At 39.9% G+C, this 24,071-nt stretch carries 21 protein-coding genes and 1 tRNA gene; 13 read left to right on the top strand and 9 right to left on the bottom strand.

From position 1 onward, the window contains the following. Window positions 1-92 precede the first annotated feature (92 nt). A complete protein-coding gene (locus OCK74_RS17850; protein WP_279298429.1) occupies window positions 93-2,240 on the bottom strand; it encodes a peptidylprolyl isomerase in 2,148 nt (715 codons plus the stop codon). Window positions 2,241-3,212: 972 nt separating this feature from the next. Here OCK74_RS17850 and nadA point away from each other — a divergent pair. The 11 genes from nadA to OCK74_RS17795 all read left to right on the top strand — a co-directional run bounded on the left by nadA (window position 3,213) and on the right by OCK74_RS17795 (window position 11,223). Then, entirely contained in the window at window positions 3,213-4,229 is a 1,017-nt protein-coding gene (gene nadA / locus OCK74_RS17845; RefSeq protein ID WP_279298428.1) for a quinolinate synthase NadA, read from the top strand. Between the two features lie 504 nt (window positions 4,230-4,733). Beyond that, window positions 4,734-5,231, top strand: coding sequence for a hypothetical protein (locus tag OCK74_RS17840; protein WP_279298427.1), 498 nt, complete (start codon window positions 4,734-4,736; stop codon window positions 5,229-5,231). Between the two features lie 35 nt (window positions 5,232-5,266). After that, a complete protein-coding gene (locus OCK74_RS17835) occupies window positions 5,267-5,719 on the top strand; it encodes a GNAT family N-acetyltransferase (protein WP_279298426.1) in 453 nt (150 codons plus the stop codon). 78 nt (window positions 5,720-5,797) lie between these two features. Then, entirely contained in the window at window positions 5,798-6,370 is a 573-nt protein-coding gene (locus OCK74_RS17830; RefSeq protein ID WP_279298425.1) for a Crp/Fnr family transcriptional regulator, read from the top strand. Window positions 6,371-6,452: 82 nt separating this feature from the next. Further along, a complete protein-coding gene (locus tag OCK74_RS17825) occupies window positions 6,453-7,061 on the top strand; it encodes a hypothetical protein (RefSeq protein WP_279298424.1) in 609 nt (202 codons plus the stop codon). 117 nt (window positions 7,062-7,178) lie between these two features. Then, the gene (locus OCK74_RS17820; protein WP_279298423.1) at window positions 7,179-7,403 is read left to right on the top strand and encodes a hypothetical protein; all 225 of its coding nucleotides are present in this window, start codon (window positions 7,179-7,181) and stop codon (window positions 7,401-7,403) included. A gap of 10 nt (window positions 7,404-7,413) precedes the next feature. Continuing rightward, window positions 7,414-7,953, top strand: a complete 540-nt coding sequence (locus OCK74_RS17815; RefSeq protein ID WP_279298422.1) for a hypothetical protein — start codon at window positions 7,414-7,416, stop codon at window positions 7,951-7,953. 101 nt (window positions 7,954-8,054) lie between these two features. Then, window positions 8,055-8,891, top strand: a complete 837-nt coding sequence (locus OCK74_RS17810) for a hypothetical protein (RefSeq protein WP_279298421.1) — start codon at window positions 8,055-8,057, stop codon at window positions 8,889-8,891. Between the two features lie 29 nt (window positions 8,892-8,920). Then, entirely contained in the window at window positions 8,921-9,463 is a 543-nt protein-coding gene (locus OCK74_RS17805) for a DUF3575 domain-containing protein (RefSeq protein WP_279298420.1), read from the top strand. A 121-nt stretch (window positions 9,464-9,584) separates the two neighbouring features. Then, complete coding sequence (locus tag OCK74_RS17800) at window positions 9,585-10,070, top strand: hypothetical protein (RefSeq protein ID WP_279298419.1); 486 nt, start codon at window positions 9,585-9,587, stop codon at window positions 10,068-10,070. Between the two features lie 85 nt (window positions 10,071-10,155). Further along, on the top strand, window positions 10,156-11,223 hold the full coding sequence (locus tag OCK74_RS17795; RefSeq protein WP_279298418.1) for a DUF2652 domain-containing protein: 1,068 nt from the start codon (window positions 10,156-10,158) through the stop codon (window positions 11,221-11,223). 13 nt (window positions 11,224-11,236) lie between these two features. Here the strand turns inward: OCK74_RS17795 and OCK74_RS17790 are convergent, their stop codons facing one another. The 8 genes from OCK74_RS17790 to OCK74_RS17755 all read right to left on the bottom strand — a co-directional run bounded on the left by OCK74_RS17790 (window position 11,237) and on the right by OCK74_RS17755 (window position 21,243). Further along, on the bottom strand, window positions 11,237-13,615 hold the full coding sequence (locus OCK74_RS17790; protein WP_279298417.1) for a GAF domain-containing protein: 2,379 nt from the start codon (window positions 13,613-13,615) through the stop codon (window positions 11,237-11,239). A gap of 98 nt (window positions 13,616-13,713) precedes the next feature. Next, entirely contained in the window at window positions 13,714-14,685 is a 972-nt protein-coding gene (locus tag OCK74_RS17785) for a YpdA family putative bacillithiol disulfide reductase (protein ID WP_279298416.1), read from the bottom strand. Between the two features lie 49 nt (window positions 14,686-14,734). Beyond that, window positions 14,735-16,384: an ArnT family glycosyltransferase gene (locus OCK74_RS17780; protein ID WP_279298415.1), complete on the bottom strand. Its 1,650-nt coding sequence runs from the start codon at window positions 16,382-16,384 to the stop codon at window positions 14,735-14,737. A 54-nt stretch (window positions 16,385-16,438) separates the two neighbouring features. Then, window positions 16,439-17,578, bottom strand: coding sequence for a methionine aminotransferase (locus OCK74_RS17775; protein ID WP_279298414.1), 1,140 nt, complete (start codon window positions 17,576-17,578; stop codon window positions 16,439-16,441). Between the two features lie 116 nt (window positions 17,579-17,694). Further along, a complete protein-coding gene (locus OCK74_RS17770) occupies window positions 17,695-18,093 on the bottom strand; it encodes a RidA family protein (protein WP_279298413.1) in 399 nt (132 codons plus the stop codon). 61 nt (window positions 18,094-18,154) lie between these two features. Next, the gene (locus tag OCK74_RS17765; RefSeq protein WP_279298412.1) at window positions 18,155-18,883 is read right to left on the bottom strand and encodes a 3'-5' exonuclease; all 729 of its coding nucleotides are present in this window, start codon (window positions 18,881-18,883) and stop codon (window positions 18,155-18,157) included. Between the two features lie 166 nt (window positions 18,884-19,049). Then, window positions 19,050-20,135, bottom strand: a complete 1,086-nt coding sequence (locus tag OCK74_RS17760) for a mannose-1-phosphate guanylyltransferase (RefSeq protein WP_279298411.1) — start codon at window positions 20,133-20,135, stop codon at window positions 19,050-19,052. A gap of 124 nt (window positions 20,136-20,259) precedes the next feature. After that, window positions 20,260-21,243 carry a KpsF/GutQ family sugar-phosphate isomerase gene (locus OCK74_RS17755; protein ID WP_279298410.1) on the bottom strand — a complete coding sequence of 328 codons (984 nt, stop codon included), beginning with the start codon at window positions 21,241-21,243 and terminating at the stop codon, window positions 20,260-20,262. A 355-nt stretch (window positions 21,244-21,598) separates the two neighbouring features. Here OCK74_RS17755 and recQ point away from each other — a divergent pair, with 355 nt between their 5' ends. After that, window positions 21,599-23,854: a DNA helicase RecQ gene (gene recQ / locus OCK74_RS17750; RefSeq protein ID WP_279298409.1), complete on the top strand. Its 2,256-nt coding sequence runs from the start codon at window positions 21,599-21,601 to the stop codon at window positions 23,852-23,854. Between the two features lie 131 nt (window positions 23,855-23,985). Continuing rightward, window positions 23,986-24,058 (top strand) — tRNA-Phe (locus OCK74_RS17745). The last annotated feature ends 13 nt before the right edge of the window (window positions 24,059-24,071 follow it).

Raw genomic sequence — 24,071 nt, 5'->3', positions numbered from 1 at the left:
TTTTATAATTATTCAAACAAAAAGGCACCCAAATTTACTTGAGTGCCTTGATTTATTTATTATTTTATAAAGTCTATAGCTTTTGGGAAGCCTTAATAGAATTTAGACCTGTAGTCTTTGATTTCTGCTGATTTGCGCAGGGCCTGGGTTGGAGAACGGTACATCATTCCCTGGCGTGCTTGCATTTCCAGCATACGGCGTTGTTCTTCGATGCTGGCAGAAGGAACAGGAACAGCGGAAGTATTATTTACTTTTACTACATAAACTCCTGCTTGTCCTTCCAATGCTTCAGGAATCACTTTGCCTTTTACGGCTGGGTTGAAGGAAGCACCTACAACTTTCAACTCATACCCCAGGTTTTGGTTTCTACCACTTAAGTAAAGGCTGTCTACAGTTTGAACTGGCTGGCCAGCTACTTGTGCAGCAGCTTCCAAAGTGGAAATAGTACCCAGTTTCTTTTTAATCTGTTCTGCTTTTTTCTTGTTGCGCAAAATGGGTTCTACAATACTGCGTACCTTGTTTACGCTGGCTACACCTGCTTCCTCAACATTAGTAACAGCGGCTACGAGGTAGTTATCACCAACACGGATTGGTTCCAGCACATCACCTCCATCTGCGTTGAAAATAGCTTTTACAAGTGGACGGGAATTACCAACACCTGGAACAGCATAATCGTTCGGATGGATGTCAGTGGCTACCAGTTTATTCAAACCTTTAGCTCTCAGATTTTTTTCATAGTTCTCATTGAAAGCTTTCAGGCTGCGGCTGTCGCCAGAGAACATGCTGGCAGCATTGGAGGCCGAATTATCGGTTTCGTTAGAAGCAACAATAGGCTTGGCCAGGTAAGCCACTTTATAGTGAGGCGTTACATTTTTGTGTTCCAAGATTTCAATATAGTGGTAACCGAAGCTAGTCTTCACTACTTTTTTATCACCGGGTTTGCCATCGAACAGGATAAACTGGCCAAACTCTTTGGCAAAGTTTTCTCCCTGGATGTCAGTAGAAGAGAAGGTCATTACGCCTTTATCTTTATGAGCGGCCTGGTCGGTGCTATAGCGGGTTTCTAAAGTATCGAAGTTGGCACCTCCGCGGATGGCTGCAGCAATGCTATCGGCTCTTTTTTGAGCAACGCTATCCGCCATTAAAGGCTGTCCAGTTTGTGGGTTGGCGGTACCAATTAATATATGGCGCGCTTTTACAGAATCAGGCAGGTTTTTAATATCTATCAGTTTAGCCAGTACATAATTGCCAGCATCCTGATAAGGACCGTATACCTGTCCTGGGGCCAAAGCAAAGATGGAATCCTTTGCAACCACCTGGATCTGTGATTTAGAAATATAGCCCTGGAAGTAAGGCAGACTGCTTCCATTGCGTGTAAGGAAAGCGCCAGGATCGTTGGTAGCCAGGAAATCAGCTTTCATACCCTGGATTTGATTAAACGCAGCCAAGCTGTCGGTTTTTGAAGGAGAAGCGTTGAAAAGCACATAGCTAATAGAACGCGTTTCATCTTCTTGTTTGAACTCGTCTTTATGTTCGTTGATATAGCTTTTGATCTCATCATCAGAAACCTTGGCGGCACTGTCAGAAATCGTAGCATAAGGAACACCAACGAAAGAGATATTGGCAATCAAGCTATTGTCAGTATTTTGCTTTTCAACAAACCACTTTGCATAGTAGGTGCTGTTGGTAATCAGGGAAGTATACTTTTCAGCCATACGTTGCTTTTCCAGGCTGGACAAGTATTGGTTCATCTGGGCTTTTTCTTCCGGTTTGCCATTTTTCCTCAAATTGGAAAAGTACTGCTGCACAGCCTGGGCATTGTAAACGCCTGTGTTAGGGTCTGTAAAACCTTGCTTCAGGTCGGCAGGAGGGTTGGCGCCGAACAGGTAATCGTTTAATTCCTTTTTACCTACAGTAAGACCCAACTTGTCGAACTCGGCAGTCATAATGGCTTGTTCCACTTCGCTGTTCCAAACACTTTGAATGATTTGCTGACGGCCTTCTTCGCCCATAGCATAACCCTGGCGCTGAGCCATTTCTTCCTGAGCTTTTACTTTACGTTCAAAATCCTGAACGTCAATCTTTTCTCCATTGATTACGCCTAAAGTGGTGCTGTTACCACCAAAGAGGCGTGTGCGGCCGGCAAAGGCATCCATTAGTATAAAGCCAAGCAATGATAGAGCAATGGCGACTACCGCCCAACGGGCATATTTGTCGCGGATTTGTTGAATTACTGACATAGGTGTGGTCTTCTTAATTTATAGAGTTGGCAAAAATAGGGGAAATAGGACTATGAACAAATTGTGGAAAACCCCTGAAAGCCGCAAAAAGCCGGGGTTTTAAAATAGTTTTAAGAATGATTTTAGTCAGGGTGAATGGGAGTTTGAGGGAGGTCAGAACCTGGATTTTGAGATTTAGGTGGGTGGGAGCACGGATAAATTTCCATTTTCACGCTTTATCCTGGGCTTTGGGTGGGCTTTGGTAGGGAGTATCTATATACCATCTATGGAGAAGGTAGGGCGGAGCAACGTCTGAATCTTAGGATCGGCTTTTAATAGATACGAATTAAAGGATGGTTTCTGGCTGGTTATTCTATATATAATAATATATAAGGTCTCTTGAAGGACATAATTTCTCTTTTGGAGCTGGGGGGTTGGAAATAAAAACCAGGACTTTACCTTCTATTTTGAACATAATGTAATTGGAATTGGATAATTACAGCGTAAGGATCCTGAACTTAGATTTAAAACAGTGTTTTAGGTGTGGATTGTTCACTTTAAATGTGGATAAGCTGGTAAAAGATGAGATTGAAGATGTGAATGATTGGGAGAAAAGAAATGGAGGAAGGGTGGCTCCCTACTTTTCTGTGCATTCGTCAACAGTTATTCAACTCCAATTCACAATTCAAAAAATCGTGATGCAAAATCAGTTATTCGATTTGAGTAATCCACATTTATGTGGAAAGGCAACCCTTTTCTTTATTCTACAATACCTTTGCTGTGAATAAGCTGGGTAAAGATGTGAATAACTGCACGTTGTTTGCAACATCAATTTTTCTAAAAATAGTTATCCACTAATCCACACCCCTAATAGTAGTAGCTTCTTTTTTATAAATAATAAATAGTATAGTATATTATGTGATCTAATAGTTGTGTATAAGCTTCAAAATGTTGACGCAATTTTTAGTGATAGTTTTAAAATAATTTTGAAAAATGAATGAAGAATTGTTGATAGCCGCAAAAAATGAAGTTGAAGAAAAAGGATTCCTGGATGTTGATATAGATCCGACGCTGGATCTTTTTGCAGAGATAGAACGTTTGAAAAAAGAAAAGAATGCAATTATCCTGGCGCACCTTTACCAGGAACCCGATATACAAGACATTGCTGATTATATAGGCGACAGTTTAGGCCTGGCTCAGAAAGCTGCCGAGACCAATGCCGATATGATTGTTTTTGCCGGTGTGCACTTTATGGCGGAGGGAGCTAAAATTTTGAACCCTACCAAGAAAGTGGTGATCCCAGACCTTAAGGCAGGTTGTTCCTTAAGTGAAAGTTGTCCACCGCCATTGTTCAAGAAGTTCAAGGAGCAGCATCCTGATCATATTGTGATCTCTTACATTAACTGTAGTGCCGGCATTAAGGCGCTGAGCGATGTTATTGTTACCAGCAGCAATGCCAAGGCGATTGTGGAAAGCTTCCCTAAAGATCAGAAGATCATCTTTGCGCCTGATAAGAACCTGGGTGCCTGGATCAATAAGGAAACTGGCCGTGATATGTTGCTTTGGAATGGCGCGTGCATGGTGCATGAGATTTTTAGTTTGGAGAAGATCACCCGTTTACAGGTGCGTCATCCAAATGCCAAGCTGATCTCTCATCCTGAGTGTGAAGATCCGGTTTTAAGGATATCTGACTTTGTCGGTTCTACAACCCAGTTGCTGGCATATACCCGAAATACGCCTCACAAGGAATTTATTGTGGCCACTGAGGCTGGTATCATCCACCAGATGATGAAACAAGCACCCGAGAAGACGTTTATTCCTGCTCCGCCGGATAATAGCTGTGCGTGCAATGACTGCCCGCATATGAAGCGTAATACGCTGGAGAAGGTATTCCTGTGTATGGAGTATGAGCAACCTGAGATCCTGATGGATGAGGAATTGCGCCTAGCTGCTAAAAAACCGTTGGACAGGATGCTGGAGATCAGCAAGCAGGTTGGATTGTTGAAATAGAAGGTGTTGAAATGTGCTATTAATGGCTACCGGTAGTAGAATGGAAAGTGAATAAGGAACCATTTGCTTTAGTGGCATTGGACTGATAGAAATTCTTTGTTGATAAGTTTAGAGAAGCCTCTTGGGGATCGTCATGATTTCAAGGGGCTTTTTTAATGACTGCTGGGAATATGTGGATAATCCATTAACAACAGGGGTGGGTGAAGATTATCAATGAATAGTATTCGAAAATTATTTTGATAGAATTATATTTGGCCCTCGAAAGGCATTTTATAATGCTATAAAACCAAAACTAATGTTACCCTTAATTTACCTCCTGATCATTGCTACTCTATTTATATCCACAAGTAGCCTTCATACTGTGTATAAGTCTGGTACTTCTGTTGATAACCAGCATAGAATTGTTTTTAACTGCAAGATTGTTCAATGATTGATATACTGCAATACAGCATTTGGGTACAAAGGCATGAGGATAAAGCCAGGGAAATTATACAGATTTTACATATGAAGCCAAGAATTATATTAGCCAGTTTAGTAATTGTTGTTTTTTCCTATTTCATAGTTAACATCATGTTCAAAGTAAATTATGCGAACAGGGATGTTGGTTTATTGGATAGTTTACAAATGAACGACAGCATTACCATTCCTAAGTCTTATATAGTGTTGGGAAGGAATTACAAGGGTTTTATTGAAGCCACCATATTGCCGGCCCAGGAGCACCGGTATAACGACAAAGGAATTGTAGAATATTATTATTTAAGATTTCATCCTGATTGGTTCAAAACACATATTGCTCCCAGAATAACAAGTTATTTGCCGAACAAGGAGAAACTTTCATTTGACCTGGTTGCAAAGGCCAGAGATGCTCATGAAGATAATTTTGGTTACTGTTGTCACTTTAATGATTATCCTATTGTTAGTGAAGGTATTTTATTTGCAAGGATTAGTTTATTAGGAGTTGCAGACAAGATTACCGTGTTTACTGATGCCAAAATGAAATAAACGGTTGCAAGTTGCATGTTGAAAAAATGCAGATTATGGAAGTCATTACAGTTACCAGAGGTGAATATTCTATTACTACAGACAAGAGTAAGCTGGATATAGAAGCGATACACGACTTTTTAAGTAATCAGTCTTACTGGAGTAGAAATATTCCATTGGATACGGTAAAGAAGTCCATTGAGCATTCTTTGAACTTTGGTTTATTGCATGTGGATAAACAAATAGGATATGCACGGGTGATCTCTGATTTTTCCACAATTGCTTACCTGGGAGATGTTTATGTGTTGCCGGAATATCGTGGAAGAGGGTTTTCGAAATGGTTGATGGAACAGGTAATGAGGCATCCTGAGTTGCAGGGATTAAGGCGTTGGATACTTTTGACTTCAAGTGCACATGAGCTTTACAAGAAATTTGGATGGACTGAGGTGGCTAAACCTGAGATCTATATGGAGTTGTTTAATCCTAATGTTTATAAAGGAAGGGAATAACTATTATTTATGATGAGGCACTAAGTGAAACATTTCTTAGAACTACGTGGTAAATTGGAGTAATAAATTTGAGATGAAATGGATTATTTAAAAAGCACTATCAATAAAATATCGTTCTTAAATGATGAGGAATGGTCATTATTATCAGGTTTTATTCAAACAAAAACACTGTCGAAAAATGAGTATCTATTGAAAGAAGGCCAATACTGCGATTCGATAGCTTATATTAACTCGGGTGTATTGATTTATTTTAAGTTTTTCGAAAACGGGAAAGAGATTACAATAGATTTTGCTTTTGATGGAGATTGGGTAACAGATAATTTAAGTCGTTTAAAGAATGAGCCTTCATCAATTAACATTAAAGCAATAGAAAATACTGAAGTGTTTATGATCAAACAAAAGGATATTCAGTATTTATTCGAACGTATCCCTCAATTGGAACGGTTAGGCAGGATTCTTATGGAGCAGGCATTCATCAAAATTGCACAACATAGCATCGATTTGCAAGTTCTTTCTGCAAAAGAACGCTACAAAAAAATGCTTCAAAATTATCCGGTTGTTTTTCAAAAAGTTCCTCTTTATCATATCGCCAATTATTTGGGTGTAGCTCCAAAATCTTTAAGCCGTATTCGCAACGAGCTTTCAAAATAGCTATACTTTTTGGTAACAAATGTGGAGCAATTGCCTTGTTCGTTTTTTGGAATTTTGAGTTTTTGTTTCAAAATCAAAAGACATGAGTAAGCAGATCCTTATTTTGATATTTACGGTATTGGTTATTGCTTCCAACACATTTGCACAGGCCGATACAGCAATCAATAATTACGGGCACAACCAAGTACCAAATTATAAAGTAAAGCAAGCCCTGGAAGTAGAAAGTCTTGTTCCCATGTTTTTTACTAGCGGCTACCACTTTGCAGTTTGTTACCGTTATGAAAAGTTCAGATTGAGGGCAAGTGTCATTAACGGGGGCCATTACAATGCTGAACCTGCTGGTTTAAAAAACTCTGCATCCGATTTTAAACGATATTACAAGACATCTCCCGGCTTTTTCTTTGGTTATAACATTTGGAAGAATCTTGAACTTTACTCATTTATTGAATTTCACACTTTTGCCATCGAACAAAAATCAACTGGTATTGAACAAAACATACATAGTACGGATTTGGGAGGTGGGATTAGCTACCAGTTTTTTATTGGCCAACACTTTTACATTCAACCTGGGCTACATCTTTATTGCAGGGGCGATAAAAGTGTGGATTTTAATGATAACAGATACAACATTCCAAATACAGATATTGCTCCTGTTTTGCGTTTTGGATTTCGATTTTGGAGAAAGTATTAAATGTTCTAATTACTAAAGTTTTGTTAATGGGCTGCTTTTAGCCCAACTGTTTTAGGAGGAAAGCAGGTATTGTTGAAAAGCAATTTTAAAAATCATTGCAAACCTAAACCTCTTAAAATGAAAATATCTACCCGTGTTTTATGTATCGTTGCCTCATTATGTTCGCTTCTTTCTCTTTCTTCCTGCTATAAAGCTGTTTTAGAAGAGTCAAACACCACTCTGGAAGGTACTACTGCAACAATGATTATCAAGGATAGTTCTGTGATTAGAAAGCTGCTGCTTGCTCAAACCTGGCAAATAGGAGACCCATGCAACAACCAGATAATGATTAATGATCTTTAAAAATCCATTCATGATGAAAAAGATCATTGTTATTTGTTTTTGCCTGTTAGGGTTGCATCCTGTTTGGTCGCAGGTACAAAAAGGTACACAGTTACAGCCTAAGAAAGTAAGAGGAGGAAAGTTTTTGACAAAGAACTTTTCCTTTGGAGATTATAGGACCAGCCGGTTCCGAAGAACATTCGGATCGTTTTTTTCATTCAGGACACCCCAATTAGCTAACCTCCTGGTGATAGAGGGTATACCATTGTATAGAAAGGATAAGCGCCGTTCTAAGGATGTTTTCTACTTTGAGTTGGAAAAAGGAGGGCAATTAGTTAGCCGAGTAGAAAGTCATGCTATTTTCAGGAAAAATGAGACTTTCCGTTTGTTTTCCCGCCAGGATTCCAGTTTCTTTGGCAAAAGAAATGTTGATTTTCTCCGAGCGTCCATACAAACAGGAAAGGATACTTTAAACAAATGGAGCGTAATGGCTTCTAATCTAAACGGCAGTAAGGAAGAAGAGCAGAAAGGCGTGATCAGGAAAGGGAAGCAGACCGGCGGATCTGGCTGAAAGAAGACCTGGATGAAGATTTAAAAATAGTTATCAGCAGTGTCTCAGCTTTGCTAACACGGAGAAGACAACTTTATCGTTAACCAATTACTGCTTATAAAATGAGTATAAAGTTTTATTTACTTGCCGCAATAACATTGTGCATATGTTCCTGCACAAGCATCAGGCTGGCTGTTCCGGATCAATTCAGCGAACAGGCTACCATGATGAAGGTAAATGGTTTGAATTCATTTACTGGCCGAAAGTCTATAAGTTTTGGTGATTACCGTACATCAAAAATCAAAAGGGGATGGCATGTTACTTCTTCCAGACCTGACCGTAACTCCGGGATTACAACGGAAGAAAGGGTAATGAAGATATTTGGTGTTCAGAATGCTCATTATACTTCAAAAGAAAGAACTAAGTACCGATATACCATTCAGGATGGAAATCTTACAGCCGAAGTGTTTTGCCTGGAAAATATGGTCAAGGAGCAATTGGAAGTAAAAACAAACGTACGTTGGATAGGAGATATTTCCGAAACAAAGAATTACCAGTATTCTTTCTCTGCTGTTGTTGTACCGCTGACCATGAAGGATGATGAGCCCTGGCAGGTGGCATTTTACAATGATTACGACCGGAGCAAAGACACTGCCCGTAGAATTCTGGACCTGCCCTATGTTGAAGAAAGTGGCTATGCCAGCAATGGTAAGGATACCATAACGATCAGGCCTGTACGAGTAAGCAATGTTGTTTCTAAATCCGGAAAGGAAAGCAGATTCCCTGTTAAGATCCTGACAGGTTATGAATTAAGGATCGATGATGGTGTGATTGCGATCATTGATGTTTTAGGTCATCATGTATGGGTTTATAACGATCTTGATCAACCTACCAAACTTGTGGTTGCTTCTGTTTCATCTGCTTTGTTGTTGCGGAAGGTCCAGGATGTGAAGGGATGAGTTTTATGAACGTAAACTAAAAACAAAATATGAAAAAGAATCTTTTTTTAGTAGTCTTTATGATTGTCGCTATTGCTTCACAAGCACAGGGAGGACCAAAGAATGTTGTAAAGATCAATCCTCTCTCGTTGATAGTAGCTACAGGAAATATTTCTTTTGAACGGGCCGTATCTCAAAATAAATCTGTTCAGCTGGGTGCCTATTATTCCGGTATAGGCCTGGGTGATTTCAAATATGATGGATATGGTATCACACCTGAATTCCGTTTTTACTTTGGTGCGATGGGAGCAGCTTTGAATGGAGGTTATGTTGCACCATTTGCACGCTATCAGAATTTTTCCATTACCAACAAAGAAACAAAGGAAAGAGCAACTTTTGAAACGGTTGGCGGAGGTGCTATTGCAGGATGGCAAAGAAGCTGGCAAAGTGGTTTTACCCTGGACATATTTGCTGGTCCTTCTTATAGCAATATTAAATTTAAAGACCGGACCCAGGAAGAGGACTTTGATGTGAAGTATGGAATGAAAGGCTTAAGATTGAGAACGGGTATAAGCCTTGGTGTTTCGTTTTAACTTGATCATTTAACAGTATCAAAGCCACTTTTAAGGTGGCTTTTTGTTTGTACATATGCAGACATTTTGATTAGCTTTAGCTTGAGATTCATTGTAAAGTTGGCGTAAATGCAAAGAGCATATGACAGACAAGAAACATCATAAAGTAAATTTTGCAGACTGTTATGTACTGACCAACAAAAGGACTAAGGAATTTATTATGTCCTTTCTGAATAAATATATACCCAACCGAAAGGAATATACAGATGTATATGAAGTGCCTCAATTTGCTGAAGACCCTGTATTAGTATTTAAGTCGGCTGATGAATTGATCGAATATCTTGAGCATAGCAAGCACGAGGTGCATGCTATTTACTGGTATAATGAAGTGGAGGAAATTTTAAGAGGAACTATGTGTTTGTTTACCAGTGACGGGCAGGTGATTGTTGGCATTTTTTGCGAGAGTTTATTTCCGGATAATTCTATAGAAGAAAAATACTTTAATGATTTAAAAGAGTTTTGCGGGAGTAACATTGGATTGATTGAATACGAGACGCCTGCAGCAAAGGATACAGATGATTTCCTCAGAAGGGTAAATGAATATATGCAAAACAAGGATTCAAGATAATGGTAGTTTAATAATCTCATCCATTTTACAAGTCCTATAAAACATTGCAGTAAACCTTAGTATTCGTGTTAACTTTAAAGGAAAAATGGAAAACAGAGGGCTGCTTTTTATCCCTGATATAAGTGGCTTTACCCGCTTTGTGAATGAAGGAGAGATTGAGCATAGCAGGCTAATTATACAGGAGTTGCTGGAGATATTGATCAACGCCAACGAGTTAGGGCTGGAAGTTTCCGAGATAGAAGGGGATGCTATACTTTTTTACAAATTTGGTGCATCTCCTGATTTGAAGGAGTTATATCGTCAGGTAGAGAAAATGTTTGTTGCATTTCACAAAGACATCATTGCTTATGATCAGCAACGTTTTTGTCAATGCAAAGCCTGCACGGCAGCGATTAATCTTACACTTAAAGTCATTACGCACTATGGCGAATTCACCCGGTATCAAGTAAAGAATTTCAGTAAGTTGATTGGTAGAGATGTTATTGTAGCTCATCAATTAATGAAAAATGATATAGAGCAACATGAATACTGGTTAGTAACCAAGAATCTACAGGCAGAAGCGCCTACTGGTTTAGCTAATTGGATGAGATGGAATAGTAGTGTAAAGCAAACAGAAAGTGGTGAAATACCTTTCCTATATACACAGTTAAGCCAATTGAAAAAGTCAATAATACCTGAATCACCACCGCTGAAACTGGAACTTTCCAAAAAAGCAAAAGTTTTATCTGTGACGAGAGAACTAGACACAGACATAATTACTCTGTTTCATGCCGTTGGCGACTTTCATTATCGCCATCGTTGGCAGGAAGGAGTAAAAGCGGTAGAAGAAGTCACTCATTTTCTTCCAAGGATTGGTACGCGTTGCCGCTGTATACTAGAGAATGGGCAATCTGTGTTGTATTCGACCAGTTATTCTTATCATCCTGAAAGAATTGAATTCAGCGAAACTGACGAACAAAATAAAAACTCTACCTATTTTACTCTTGAAAAAATAGATGATAAAAAGACAAAACTTATCCTTGATTTTTATATCAAGAAAAACATAGTATCACAAATTATGTTTCAACTGACGAAAAAGAAAGAAATGGAAGATGCTGTTCAAAAATCATTGCTTAAACTTACTGAATTGGTCAAGGAAATTAAATTGCCATAGTGAAATAATTGGTTTAAGATACAGCCTCCAGCACCTTAGCTGCTTTGCTGTCTTTGATGCCCTCAAAGTTTTGCTGATAGATGATATTAACACGGAGCGCCTTTAAGCCGGTTACTCCCTGCAAGTCATTTAATGTCACCCATTCAATTTCACTTTCTATGTAATTAATGGATTGGAGATAGTGAAGATAATGTACGTACTCCATAATCTCCCTGTCATTAGAATATATGATGACAAGCTTCCCTTTTTGTGTTAGCCGTTCGTTCGTTTCTTTGATGGTAGCTTTATCGATCCGCTTTTTGATGATTTCGTAGCGTATGTTGTAAGTTCCATCCACATCGAACTTTTTTTCCTCCATACTGAAGTGAATGTTCAATGGATTGCTATGTACCAGGATAAGAGAACATATATTCAGATCTTTTTTAAGAAGTGGTTTTGTTCGCTGTATCACATTTTCTATTTCACATGTGATCAATAATTGCCACAAGCGCAGGTTTCTTAAAAACAGCGGATGATAGGTTTTACTCTTCACCATTGATTCTCCAATGTATAAGTTATGCTCAACGCCGTCTGTTTTGTATTTTTCGAAATAGTGTGGAAACATATTTTGTGCCGCCTGCTGCATTTCATCCAGGTAGGTCGCAATGGTCTCATTAATGAGTCTTACACTTTGATCATAAGCTTTGCGTTCTTTATAGACCATATCAAGCTGAGGGTCCAGTTGTTGCTTATATGCTTGTACGGCATTTTGTACATCTGAATCAGCAGTGTTGAGGTATTTAAAGACAGGGTAGATTTCTTCTTTCAGGAATTCAAAAACGGTGTTTTCATCGCCTGCGGTTAAGCCCTCCTGCAATTTATCAATAAAGGTATTTATCCGAAATTGGAGTTCCTTGTAGATAGGAAGCCCAAATTTATTCACAGCTGTTTCCAATATCTGGTTAGCCAAGAGCAACTGCTCGATCAAATCGGCTTGTATTGCATGGTTTCGTTCATCAGATGAACCTTGTATATCTGCTTGTCCATACAAAGGGTATACATTTTCAAAAACAATATCTTCCAGTGTATCATCATCTTGATTACGCTGGCGTTCCAACAGGTTTTCCGCTGCTTCTGTAAATCGCCAGGCAACTGTAGGATGAATAGCCGTATATTTTTGCCGGATGATAGCTTCCAGCTGATTCTGTCTTTCCTCAAGTGACCGTTGCAGTGCAGTGGTAAAGAGGGGGATGACGTCCTGTAATTTATGCTTCGTTACGGCGTTGAGTGCATTAGGTTCATCGGAAGACAGTTCCAGGAAACCAATTATTTCTTCGTTATATAATAGCGGAACTGCCATGTAACTTTGAACACCTATTTTTTTCAATTCTTGTGCCAGTACGTTTTGTTTCGCTGTCTCTTCATTGATCTCGGATAATATCAAAGGTTCTTTGGGCTTATACACACCCAGCTTCCATTCCTGGCAAAAAGCATCTTCAACAATTTCCTGGTTATTCATCAGAAGGATACTATTACAAAAACCATAACCTTTGCATTCCAAAGAATTTCCTTCCTGCTCATAAAATATAATGCCTGTTTTGATATTGGGAATATTCAGAAGAGCAGACAGGTTGATGCGTATGCGTTCTACTACGTCTGGCATGAGCAGGGCATCCTTTTTCAACAGGTCAAATTTGAGTGCTGAGATGGATTCTTCTCTTGTAACCTCGAAAAGGGTAATAATGTTGAAACCTTCGAAACTATAGCTATCAGGTGGGATCTTTTGTTTCCATAACTCAATATTGCCAAAATTATCTGTTAGTTCTTTTATGTCTTTTTGGGTAAGATGTTTTATTTTCTTGAGCGGAACAATCTCTGCAAAGTCTGCATTGAACAATGCTTTATAACGGCGCAGTATACCTGTTTTTTTATTTGGAATATTAAAGAATTGAAGTGGGTTAAAGTTAATATTAGCGCCATAGAAAAGATTCAATATGGCTATGCAGCCATACATGTACACAAATTGGCTGTCACTTGAGTTTGGGAAATCTATTTCGCCTTCCGCAGTTTCTATTATGTTTGAAAACCGTGTTGTAGGGTTAAAGTAAATTGGATGAAAAGGCATGCCAGCTACTTTAATCTCGTTGGTAGTAGTTAGGGATGGAAAGAATGGTGATAAGAGCAATTGAATTTCCTTATGAAACTTCTCTATGCATTCAGGACTTTCAAAAGATGAACGTAGGTCTGGAGTATTCTCAATCTGTTTCAATATTTCTTTTGCAAGTATTGAATAAAGAGAATCTGTTGTTTTTGCTTGTTCTTCCCACCAGGCAATCAATTTTTTAAAATTGAGTTGTACACGGAAAGGCACTTCAACAGTAGTGTTCATGTTATAATAGCGAACATAAGACATAATCATGGTTTTATATGGCAGCCGTTGGTCCCGGCTTCGGATGTAAAATTTACAAACTTTACTGGAATTAAAGTAAAGTGTAGCTATTATTGCTGAGGTTAACTAAGGGAATCTGTTATTGCTTTCATGATCATGCCGGCATGCACTCTTGAGTTCTCTATAAACCATTTATGCGTTTCCATACCACCACAAACAACGCCGGCCAGATAAATGCCCTCCTGGTTGGATTCCATGGTTTCGTGGTCATAGGTCGGTATGCATTTTAAATCATTGCTCATTGTTATCCCCAGCTTTTGTAGTAAACTGAAGTTGGGCTGATAACCTGTCATGGCCAGTACGAAGTCATTAGCAATAGTAATCTTCCCTTCCGGAGTTTGAATATCCACTTCATGCTCCCTAATAGCGGTGAGATTGGAATTGAAATAAGCTTTAATACTCCCTTCCTTGATGCGGTTTTCAATATCCGGCTTCACCCAGTATTTTACTCTTTTACCGATCCATTCGTCACGTATGACCATTGTAACCTGTGCACCTTTGCGGTAGGTTTCCAGTGCGGCATCAACAGATGAGTTGTTGGCGCCTACCACCAATACATCCTGAAATGCATAAAAGTGTGGATCGTGGTAGTAGTGCCGTACTTTGGGGAGTGTTTCACCAGGAATATTCATCAAATTGGGTACGTCATAAAACCCTGTTGCGAGAATAATGTTTTTGGCCTTATAATCTTTTTTAGGCGTGTGAATGGAAAAAGCATTGTCTATCCTGTTAACAGATAATACTTCTTCAAAGAGATGAATATTTAGTGAATAAGTGGTGGCCACACGGCGGTAATATTCCAATGCTTCAGAGCGTGTGGGTTTGGCATTTAATGAAACAAATGGCAGTCCTCCTATTTCCAGGCGTTCTGATGTGGAAAAGAAGGTCATGTTCAAAGGATAGTTGTACAATGAATTGACCAGGCAGCCTTTTTCCACAATCAGGTAAGAAAGGCCTGCCTTTTTAGCTTCAATACCACAAGCCAAGCCTATGGGACCACCGCCTATGATAAGTATGTCGAGAAGTTGATTCATAACATGAAAATAAGCGATGAATCCCTACCAGTTGCGAAGTAGGATGATTTTACCTCTTCATTTCTGCGACTACCATTTCCTTTAATGTTTCTTGTCTCGTTGCCGGATTGAGGAATTTTAATTTCAAGCGGGTTACTTCAAAGTCCTTATGCTGGTATACCAGTCCTATGCTGTGGCTTTTTTTCAGTTCTTCAAGGCCGCTCATATCTGTTACCACCCAGATCTTTCTACCACTGTTTACTAAACTGTCATGAAAGAACTGGTCATTTGTTCGCGTATAAAAGTTAAAGGAAGAGCTTATGCCGCCGCCACCATAGGCATAAACATTATGTCCCCCAATCTTTGCATTGACCACTTTTGCCAATTCATTCCCTCCCTGGTATTTCAGCAATTGGGGATAAAAGTTGGCGTTCAATAAAAAGAAGACAATGATCATGGTGGCTGCTGATGCTGTCACCAATCTCTGGAGTTTGTTGCGCCCCATTTTCAACAGGAAGAAGCTGAAAATGGCAAGGAGGATGAAACCTAAGATCACCCACCATTGATGAGCTGGGAAAGCCCATACATTGAGGAGGCCTGCTGCGAGTAACAAAATCGTGCAAATAATTGCCTGCACTATGGCGAATCTTTTAATAGCTGTAGGTTTTGGAGATTTATAGAACAGATAACTTGATGTGAGCACTGCGGCTACCGGGAAAACAATGTTCAGGTAGTGGGGCAGTTTAAACCCAGAAAAACTGACCAGTACCGCTATGACGGCTATGGTACCCACCGTAAGCCATTCATATTTTTTATATACAAAAGTTTTTAGACGTGAGAAAAAAGCAATTAATGCCAGGATGCTCCAGGGAGCAAAGGCCCATAGAAAAGAATGGAAGAAAAAGAAATAATCATTTTTACCACTACCGCCCCATTTTTCACCCTGGAAACGTTCAAAGTTTTGTTGCCATAAAATGAACTCCACTCCTGAAATATTGCTTCTGCCACGGATCACTTTTTCCGGGTGTACGTCAAATTGCAGGTAATAGCAATAAACTACAGGAGTAATAAAAAGAAGAAAGAAGCCAATAATGGCCAGTAGATGCCAATGGTATAAAGCCTTCCAGTCCCTGCGGTATAATATGTAGAAGAAGGCGCTGATGCCTGCTGTGACTATAGCAATATGGCCTTTGGTGCAAAATCCCAAGGCAAGGCCTAAGGCAACAGCGAAGGCATGGATCATCCATTTTTTATTGATCCAAGCCACCAATTGCCAGGTAGTAAATGCAATGCTTGCCGTTAGTATAGCATCCATGCGTACATCGCAGTTGGCAAGCATATAGGCAAAGGCTGTGGTAATAATCAGGGCGGCCAGTTTGCCTACCTCTTCATTATATAAAGTTTTACCTAACCTGTAGGTTGAATAGGTGCCAAGGATTGTAAATAAGAATGAAGGAAACTTATAGGCAAAGGTAGTTATGCCAAAAATGTGATAGCTTAAGGCTGCCAGCCAGAAATGTAGGTGTGGCTTATCCAGGTAATCTTTTCCGTGGTCAATTAGGTTCACATAATCGCCCGTGAGATACATATGCATCGCAATGGAAGCATGATGAGCTGAATCATTGTCAGGCATTGTTACAAATAAGCCAATGATGTAAACAATAGCTGCCAGCCCAAACAAGCTCCTGTACACTGCCGGAGAAAGAAATTGCGTATTCAATCAGAAAGTTTTTGCAAAGAAAGCGCAAGTGAGCAAGCCATCAGCGATAATTATTTAGTGAAAGCTGATCAACCGCTCAACAGCGGCTTCCAGCGTTTCTTCTTTTTTCACAAAGCAAAACCTTACCACTTGATTATTGACGGGCTTTTGGTAGAAGGCTGAAACAGGAATGGCAACTACGCCATATTCTTTTACCATCCTTTGTACAAAGTCATTTTCAGATTCGGTGCTGATGTTGCGGTATGAATAGCATTGAAAGAAACTGCCAAAACTTGGTAAAGGCTCGAACTTTGTTTGTCGCATCAATTGCTGCAGGTAGTCGCGCTTTTGTTGCATGAAAGCGCCCAGTTGAAGATAGGCGTCTTTATTCCTGAGGTAAGTTGCCAGGGCCACTTGTTTAGGGGTATCACAACTGAAGCAGTTGAACTGGTGCACTTTGCGAAACTCTTTCATCATTTCGGCAGGTGCGATGCAATAGCCCAGTTTCCAACCTGTACAGTGGTAATTTTTACCAAATGAAAAACAAACAAAGCTTCTTTGCAGCAAATCAGGGTATCTTAAGATGCTTTCATGCCGGTGGCCATCGAAGATGATGTGTTCATATACTTCATCACTTAATACAAGAATATTAGTATTGCTAATAAGTGATCTCAGTTGCTGCAAATCATCAGCAGATAAAACCGATCCTGTAGGATTGTGGGGAGAATTCAGAATGATCATCCTGGTTTTCTCATTTAAGTGATTGCGCACTTCCTCCCAGTTGATCTTATAATCAGGAAAAGTTAATGGGATGATGACAGGTTTAGCTCCGTTCAGCTCGATGCCGGGAATGTAGCTGTCATAAGCCGGTTCGAAAACGATCACTTCATCTCCCGGATGCAGCACAGTAGTCATAGCTGTATACAAGGCGTAAGTGCCACCAGGTGTAATGGTGATTTCCGTATCAGGATTAACTTTTGCTCCGTACAGGTCTTCAGCTTTTTCTGCAATGGCTTCCAGGAGCGGGCGGTACCCATTCATATGTGCATACTGGTTGAAACCATTTTTCATCGCCTCATTGACCAAGCCTATTAATTCCTCACTCATGCCAAAGTCAGGGAAACCCTGACCCAGGTTGATTGCTTTATACTCAATGGCGAGGGAACTCATTACAGTGAAGATGGTAGTGCCTACGTTGGGTAGTTTGCTATACATGGAATGTGTTTATACGAAAATGGTCTTCAAACATGAAGTTACTTCTTATCATGTTTGAAGACCATAACTCTCCTTAAGGGTTTGGAGTATTTCTCTTGCTGGATTGAGAATAAGGTTTAGTAGTTGGCATTTACGACGGCTGATACCTCAATTTCAACAAGGTATTCTTCTCCAATAAGGGAGCTTACTTCAACCATCGTCGTGCAAGGTTTTATTTCTGCAAAGAATTCGCCATGGGCCTTACCGTATTCTTCCCAATTACGGATCTCTGTAACAAACATGCGGGTACGAATTACATCTTTCATTGAAGCACCAGCTTGTTGCAACACTTTTTCAATTTTTTGAAAAATGTATTTCGTTTGCTCATAAGGGTTATTCTTGCCTACTGTATTTCCATTTTCATCTGATGCTACTGTTCCGGTAACTTCAATGATGTTACCTATTTTAACTGCACGGCTGTAGCCGATAATATCTTCCCACTTGGAGCCGGAAGGATAGTTGGTTCTGTTGCTCATAATGATTAATGTTTCGCACCGAAGGTAATACTGATTTATTTAATGCCTGGAAGCCAAACTTTCAAATATCTGCCTTCCTTAGTTTTTTGTACTCTATGTTTTCCTGTTTAATAAGCTGTTGGTTATAAAAGCGAAGGTAGATCTGGGCCAGAGTGATCACATCTTTCTGACAATAAGTGACAATGCGATCAAGGTCTTTTTCCACCCAGTAAACTGAATATACCATGCTGCCGTCGATATCGTCTTTTGGTGAGGGCACGCCCAGTACCTTAGCTAGTAACTTCAATGACGTATAGCTTTTATAATCACCAAATTTCCAAAGTTCCATAGTGTCCAGGTGCTTGATATCCCATGGCTTTTTGCCGGCAATTTGCATAGCATCTGGAATGGGAATATTATTGATCACCATGCGGCGGCAGATATAGGGATAATCGAATTCTTTTCCATTGTGTGCACACAGAAGTTTGTTGTTATCTGCCCATTTTTGTAGCATCTCTGCAAATTCGGTAAGCAGCTTTTTCTCATCATGTCCACTAAACGATTTGATCATCAACTTTTTAGCCTCACCTGTGCCTTGTATGCAACCGCAGGAAATACAGATGATCTTGCCAAATTCTGCGTAAATGCCTGCCTTGTCGTAGATGGTTTCACTTGTTTCTATTTCTTTGTTGCGCATAATTAGTTGCGCCTTTATATCCCAGAGTTCCCGCCAGTCATCAGGGAGGTTTTCATACGTTTCGTATTGCGAAACCGTTTCTATATCAAGGAAGAGTATATTGTTGAAGTTCATAAGGGGTAAAAGGATTTCAAAGCTCAAAGTTAACAGTTCAGACGCAGTAACTTCAATGGTGAATTAAAGCAGATAGCATGTAAAAAGAAAAACGTCAAACGTGAAATAGATATATTTTTTCACGTTTGACGTTTCCGGAAGAATCGTATTGATACTTTACGAAGTATTACAAGAATTTATCTCCCATGTTTCTTTTTACATCGGCAGTATATTCCTTGATCTCCTGTTCTTTATCTTTTTTGCAGATGAGCAGAACGTCTTTTGTGTCTACTACTATATAATCGTCCAGGCCCTGCAAAACAACCAGTTTGCCTTTGGGGGCATGTACAACGCAGCGGGTAGCATCAATGATCATTACCTTGTTTCCGGCGACAGCATTATCCAGGTAGTCCTTTTCCATATTTTCCCAAGCGCTATTCCAGGTACCCAGGTCACTCCAGCCAAAAGAAGAAGGAATCACATACACGTTATGTGCTTTTTCCATTACGCCGAAGTCAATGGAAATGCTGGTGCATAAGGGATAGATCGCCTCCAGTGTTGCTTTTTCTTCCTCGGTATTGAATTTATCTTTTTCAGCTGAAAACACCTCATACATTTCTGGAAGATGGATGTGTAAAGCTTTCAAAATGCTTTCTACACGCCAGAAGAAAATACCTGAATTCCACAAAAAGTCACCGCTGGCTATGAATGTTTGCGCCAGTTCTTTGTTTGGTTTTTCTGTGAATGTCTTCACTTTGTGCACTGCTGGCGCCACTTCTGCAGCGTTGAACTGAATGTAGCCGTAACCGGTATTAGGATAAGTGGGTTGAATGCCTAAAGTTACCAGAGCATCATTGTTGTTTACGAAGTCGAGGGCCTTTGAGCAAATACTTAAAAAGTTTTCCTTATCCAGGATCAGGTGGTCGGCGGGTGCAACGATTACAGAAGCCTCCGGATCCTTTTTCATCAGGTGAAAGGAAATATAGGCAATACAGGGTGCTGTATTTTTGCGATATGGTTCACCGATGATGTTTTCTGCAGGAAGGTCGGATAACTGCTCCTTTGTAATCTCCTCATATTCCTTTGCGGTAATCACATAGATATTTTCTTTGGGTACAAAAGAAGCAAAACGCTCCATGGTATCCTGTATCAGTGTTTTACCTGTTCCTAAAATATCAAGGAATTGTTTAGGATGGCTTTTACGGCTGATAGGCCAAAAGCGGCTGCCGATCCCCCCGGCCATGATTACAATGTATGTGTGCTTATTCTTCACATTAAATGATTGTATGTTATTAAACTGGGTATATGGTTAAAGATGAATGGTTGCCATTTTGCTATTGCCAGAAAACTAACAACTGACCATTGGCATCCATTTTCAAATATGCACAATTTTATAATTATATAAGGCCTTCTTTTACTAAATCATGCAGGTGAATCATTCCCAAGTATTTACCATTTTCAGATACTACCAGGTGTGTGATCTCAGATTTTCGCATGATATCCAGCGCATTCACGGCCATTTCTGAAGGCAGGACAGCTTTAGGATTTTTGGTCATAATGTCTTTTGCCCTGATATTTTCCAAGCCATTGCGTTCCAGCATCCTTCTTAAATCGCCATCTGTAATGATCCCTAGAACAGTGCCGTCTTCAGATGTAACTGCAGTTACCCCCATGCGTTTTTTGGTCATTTCCAGTATCACTTCTTTCAATAAGTGGTCTGGTCTAACTTCCGGCTTTTCATTATCAGGGTATAAATCGCTAACCCGCAGGTATAATTTTTTACCCAAAGCGCCGCCCGGATGTAGCTTGGCAAAATCAGCCACATTGAAGCCTTTTTTCTTCATCAGGCAAACAGCTATCACATCACCCATTACCAATTGAGCTGTTGTACTTGTTGTAGGAGCAAGGTTGTTAGGGCATGCTTCCTGTTCGACAGTTGTATTAATGACAAAATCACTATGCCTAGCCAGGAAAGAAGTGGTATTACCTACAATTGATATGAGAGGATTATTGAAGTTTTTGATGAGGGGTACGAGTACTTTTATTTCCGGACTTTCACCACTTTTACTAATGATGATCACCAGATCCTGTTGCTGCACCATACCCAAATCGCCATGAATAGCATCGGCAGCGTGTAAGAAAATAGATGGGGTGCCAGTTGAATTTAAAGTGGCTACTATCTTTTGAGCGATGATTGCACTCTTGCCTATCCCACTTATGACAATACGACCTTTGCAGTTGTAAAGTGCATCAATTGCATTGACAAAATCATCATTGATCATAGAGGATAAATGATGGATAGCTTCAGCTTCCATCTCAATGGTCCTGATGGCCTCACTTATTATCGAGTGCTCTTGTACTATAATTTTTTCCTGTTTCAAGGCGCCAAAATTAGTGGAATTTAAACTTGTGGATTTCAAATTTGGAAGTATTCCTAATTGTTAAAATCCTTTAGGAAAAAGATGCACCCTGTTAAATGATGTAAATATTTAATACAATCATATCATTTTCAAAATTCCTGTGCTTTATTTGGGTTTTAACCTTTTTATGATGGAAGCCTAACCTTCTATAAGTAAATTCGCAGGCATTTTTGACGGAACGTTAAAAATGGCACAGTAGCCCAATATGAAAAGTGGCTATAAAACGATTGGTTTGCCTGTTTCACCGAAATTTTACTAAAGACAAAGAAATAATTTTAAATATTGCTTTATCTAAAGCAGAAAACCAATAATCAAAATGGCCAGTTCCAGGAAAAAACCTTCGTCCAAAAAAATAACTGCACCGGAAACATCCTCCGTTACTATAGATCTTCAAAGTGCTTTACAAGAGCAATTTGGCTTTGACCAATTCAAAGGTCAGCAAGAACAAATCATTCAATCAGTTTTATCAGGCAGGGACACTTTCGTGATCATGCCTACAGGAGGTGGTAAAAGTCTTTGCTACCAGTTACCGGCTATTGTTAGCCCTGGCGTGGCCATTATCGTGAGTCCGCTGATTGCCTTGATGAAGAACCAGGTGGACCTGGTGCGCAGCTACAGCAGCAAAGATGATGTAGCACACTTTTTAAACTCTACCCTAACCAAGAAGGAAATAAAAGTTGTACATGACGACCTGCAGGCCGGCCGAACAAAAATGCTTTATGTGGCACCGGAGACCCTTACAAAGCAGGATAACCTGGACTTTTTCAGTAATATGCAGATTTCGTTTTTTGCTGTAGATGAAGCTCACTGTATTTCTGAGTGGGGCCATGACTTTCGTCCTGAATACCGCCGTTTGCGCGATATGATGGATCAGATCAATCCAAATGTCCCGGTAATTGCGCTTACAGCTACAGCAACTCCTAAGGTACAAAGCGATATTATTAAAAACCTGGGTTTGAGAGATCCCAAGGTATTCCTTTCTTCTTTCAACAGGTCTAACCTTTATTACGAGATCCTGCCAAAGATCAAGAAGGATGACACGTTGAAGAGCATTGTTAAATTCATTGTTTCCAATAAAGGCAAGAGCGGTATCATTTATACACTGAACCGCAAAACAACTGAAGAACTTGCCAGCATGCTGATGGCCAATGGCGTGAAAGCTGTTGCCTATCACGCGGGTCTAGATTCCAAACTGCGCGCAGAAAGGCAGGACCAGTTCCTGAACGAGGATGTTCAGGTAATTGTGGCTACCATAGCCTTTGGGATGGGTATTGATAAACCGGACATCCGTTTTGTTATCCACTACAATATTCCTAAGTCAATAGAAAACTATTACCAGGAAACCGGCCGTGCTGGTCGTGATGGACTGGAAGGAAGGTGTATTTTATATTATTCACATACAGATGTTTCCAAACTGGAACACCTAATGCGTGACAAACCTTTGAGTGAGCGCGAAGTGGGTGCCCAGCTGATCAACGAGTCAGTGGCTTATGCTGAAAGCGGTGTTTGCCGCCGTAAGGTACTTCTTAGCTATTTTGGTGAGGACTTTGGCGATCAGAATTGTGGCAACTGCGACAACTGTAGAAATCCGAAAGAAAAGGTAGAAGCGAAAGCTGAGGTGGTTAAAATGTTGAACACGATTGTGGCTTTAGATGAGCGCTTTGCTACTGAATATACATTACAAATTGTAACCGGCCATTTGACGCCTCAGATCAAAATGTTCCGCCACGACAGCATAGAAGTGTTTGGTATTGGTAAAGATCAGCCGAGTCATTTCTGGAATTCGTTGATCCGTCAAATGCTATTAGAGAACTTGTTAAAAAAAGATATTGAAGAATACGGTGTCTTAAAAATTACAGAGAAAGGGCATGCGTTTCTCCAAAAGCCGAAGTCTTTCCAAATTGTTCTGAACAACTTGTTTGAAGATGCTAACGCTGATGATGACGAAGCGGGAGCAGAAGCTGCCAGTGGTGCTGCCGCTGATGATAAGTTGTTTGAAATGCTGAAAGAACTGAGGCAGAAGGAAGCGAAAAGAAAGAGCCTGCCTCCTTTTGTTATCTTCCTTGAATCTTCACTTCAAGACATGGCGACCATGTATCCTACCACTACTGCAGAACTGGAGAAATGCCAGGGTGTGAGCAAGGGTAAAGCATTGCGTTATGGAAAGCCGTTTATTGAACTGATTGCACGTTACGTAGAAGAAAATAGCATCGAGAAGCCAGATGACTTTGTAATGAAGAGCGTTGTGAATAAGAGTGGTAATAAGGTGCATATCATCCAACAGGTTGATAAGAAGATTCCACTTGAAATTATCGCTAAGAACAAGGACCTGCGGCTGGATGCTTTGCTGGAAGAAATGGAAACCATTGCTGCAAGTGGTACCAAGTTGAACCTGGATTATGCAATTGACCAAATGCTGGATGAATACGAACAGGAGGAGATCATTGATTACTTCAAGGGTTGCGAAACTTCTTCGCTGCAAATTGCCCAGGAAGAATTGGCTGATGGTAACTATAACTGGGAGCAATTGAAGATCATGCGCATTAAGTTTTTAAGTGTTTATGGTAATTAATACAAGAAAGAATAGATTCTATAATTAGGAAAAAAAGTTTCACATTATTTGTTGGTAATCTCAAACATTCCCTTATTTTTGCAACCCGATTCAACAAAACATATCCACTGTGATGTTGACATCGACAAGGAGGTGCGGTAGCTCAGTTGGTAGAGCAAAGGACTGAAAATCCTTGTGTCGCCGGTTCGATTCCGGCCCACACCACAAAATAAGAAAA

It is taken from the genome of Paraflavisolibacter caeni (assembly GCF_025628885.1).
Classification (GTDB): domain Bacteria; phylum Bacteroidota; class Bacteroidia; order Chitinophagales; family Chitinophagaceae; genus Flavisolibacter; species Flavisolibacter caeni.
This window is presented reverse-complemented; position numbering and strand designations above follow the sequence as displayed.

Coding starts and splice junctions, on each gene's coding strand:
- OCK74_RS17850 (WP_279298429.1), bottom strand. CDS start 2,240: ATGTCAGTAATTCAACAAATCCGCGACAAATATGCCCGTTGGGCGGTA.
- nadA (WP_279298428.1), top strand. CDS start 3,213: ATGAATGAAGAATTGTTGATAGCCGCAAAAAATGAAGTTGAAGAAAAA.
- OCK74_RS17840 (WP_279298427.1), top strand. CDS start 4,734: ATGAAGCCAAGAATTATATTAGCCAGTTTAGTAATTGTTGTTTTTTCC.
- OCK74_RS17835 (WP_279298426.1), top strand. CDS start 5,267: ATGGAAGTCATTACAGTTACCAGAGGTGAATATTCTATTACTACAGAC.
- OCK74_RS17830 (WP_279298425.1), top strand. CDS start 5,798: ATGGATTATTTAAAAAGCACTATCAATAAAATATCGTTCTTAAATGAT.
- OCK74_RS17825 (WP_279298424.1), top strand. CDS start 6,453: ATGAGTAAGCAGATCCTTATTTTGATATTTACGGTATTGGTTATTGCT.
- OCK74_RS17820 (WP_279298423.1), top strand. CDS start 7,179: ATGAAAATATCTACCCGTGTTTTATGTATCGTTGCCTCATTATGTTCG.
- OCK74_RS17815 (WP_279298422.1), top strand. CDS start 7,414: ATGATGAAAAAGATCATTGTTATTTGTTTTTGCCTGTTAGGGTTGCAT.
- OCK74_RS17810 (WP_279298421.1), top strand. CDS start 8,055: ATGAGTATAAAGTTTTATTTACTTGCCGCAATAACATTGTGCATATGT.
- OCK74_RS17805 (WP_279298420.1), top strand. CDS start 8,921: ATGAAAAAGAATCTTTTTTTAGTAGTCTTTATGATTGTCGCTATTGCT.
- OCK74_RS17800 (WP_279298419.1), top strand. CDS start 9,585: ATGACAGACAAGAAACATCATAAAGTAAATTTTGCAGACTGTTATGTA.
- OCK74_RS17795 (WP_279298418.1), top strand. CDS start 10,156: ATGGAAAACAGAGGGCTGCTTTTTATCCCTGATATAAGTGGCTTTACC.
- OCK74_RS17790 (WP_279298417.1), bottom strand. CDS start 13,615: ATGTCTTATGTTCGCTATTATAACATGAACACTACTGTTGAAGTGCCT.
- OCK74_RS17785 (WP_279298416.1), bottom strand. CDS start 14,685: ATGAATCAACTTCTCGACATACTTATCATAGGCGGTGGTCCCATAGGC.
- OCK74_RS17775 (WP_279298414.1), bottom strand. CDS start 17,578: ATGTATAGCAAACTACCCAACGTAGGCACTACCATCTTCACTGTAATG.
- OCK74_RS17770 (WP_279298413.1), bottom strand. CDS start 18,093: ATGAGCAACAGAACCAACTATCCTTCCGGCTCCAAGTGGGAAGATATT.
- OCK74_RS17765 (WP_279298412.1), bottom strand. CDS start 18,883: ATGAACTTCAACAATATACTCTTCCTTGATATAGAAACGGTTTCGCAA.
- recQ (WP_279298409.1), top strand. CDS start 21,599: ATGGCCAGTTCCAGGAAAAAACCTTCGTCCAAAAAAATAACTGCACCG.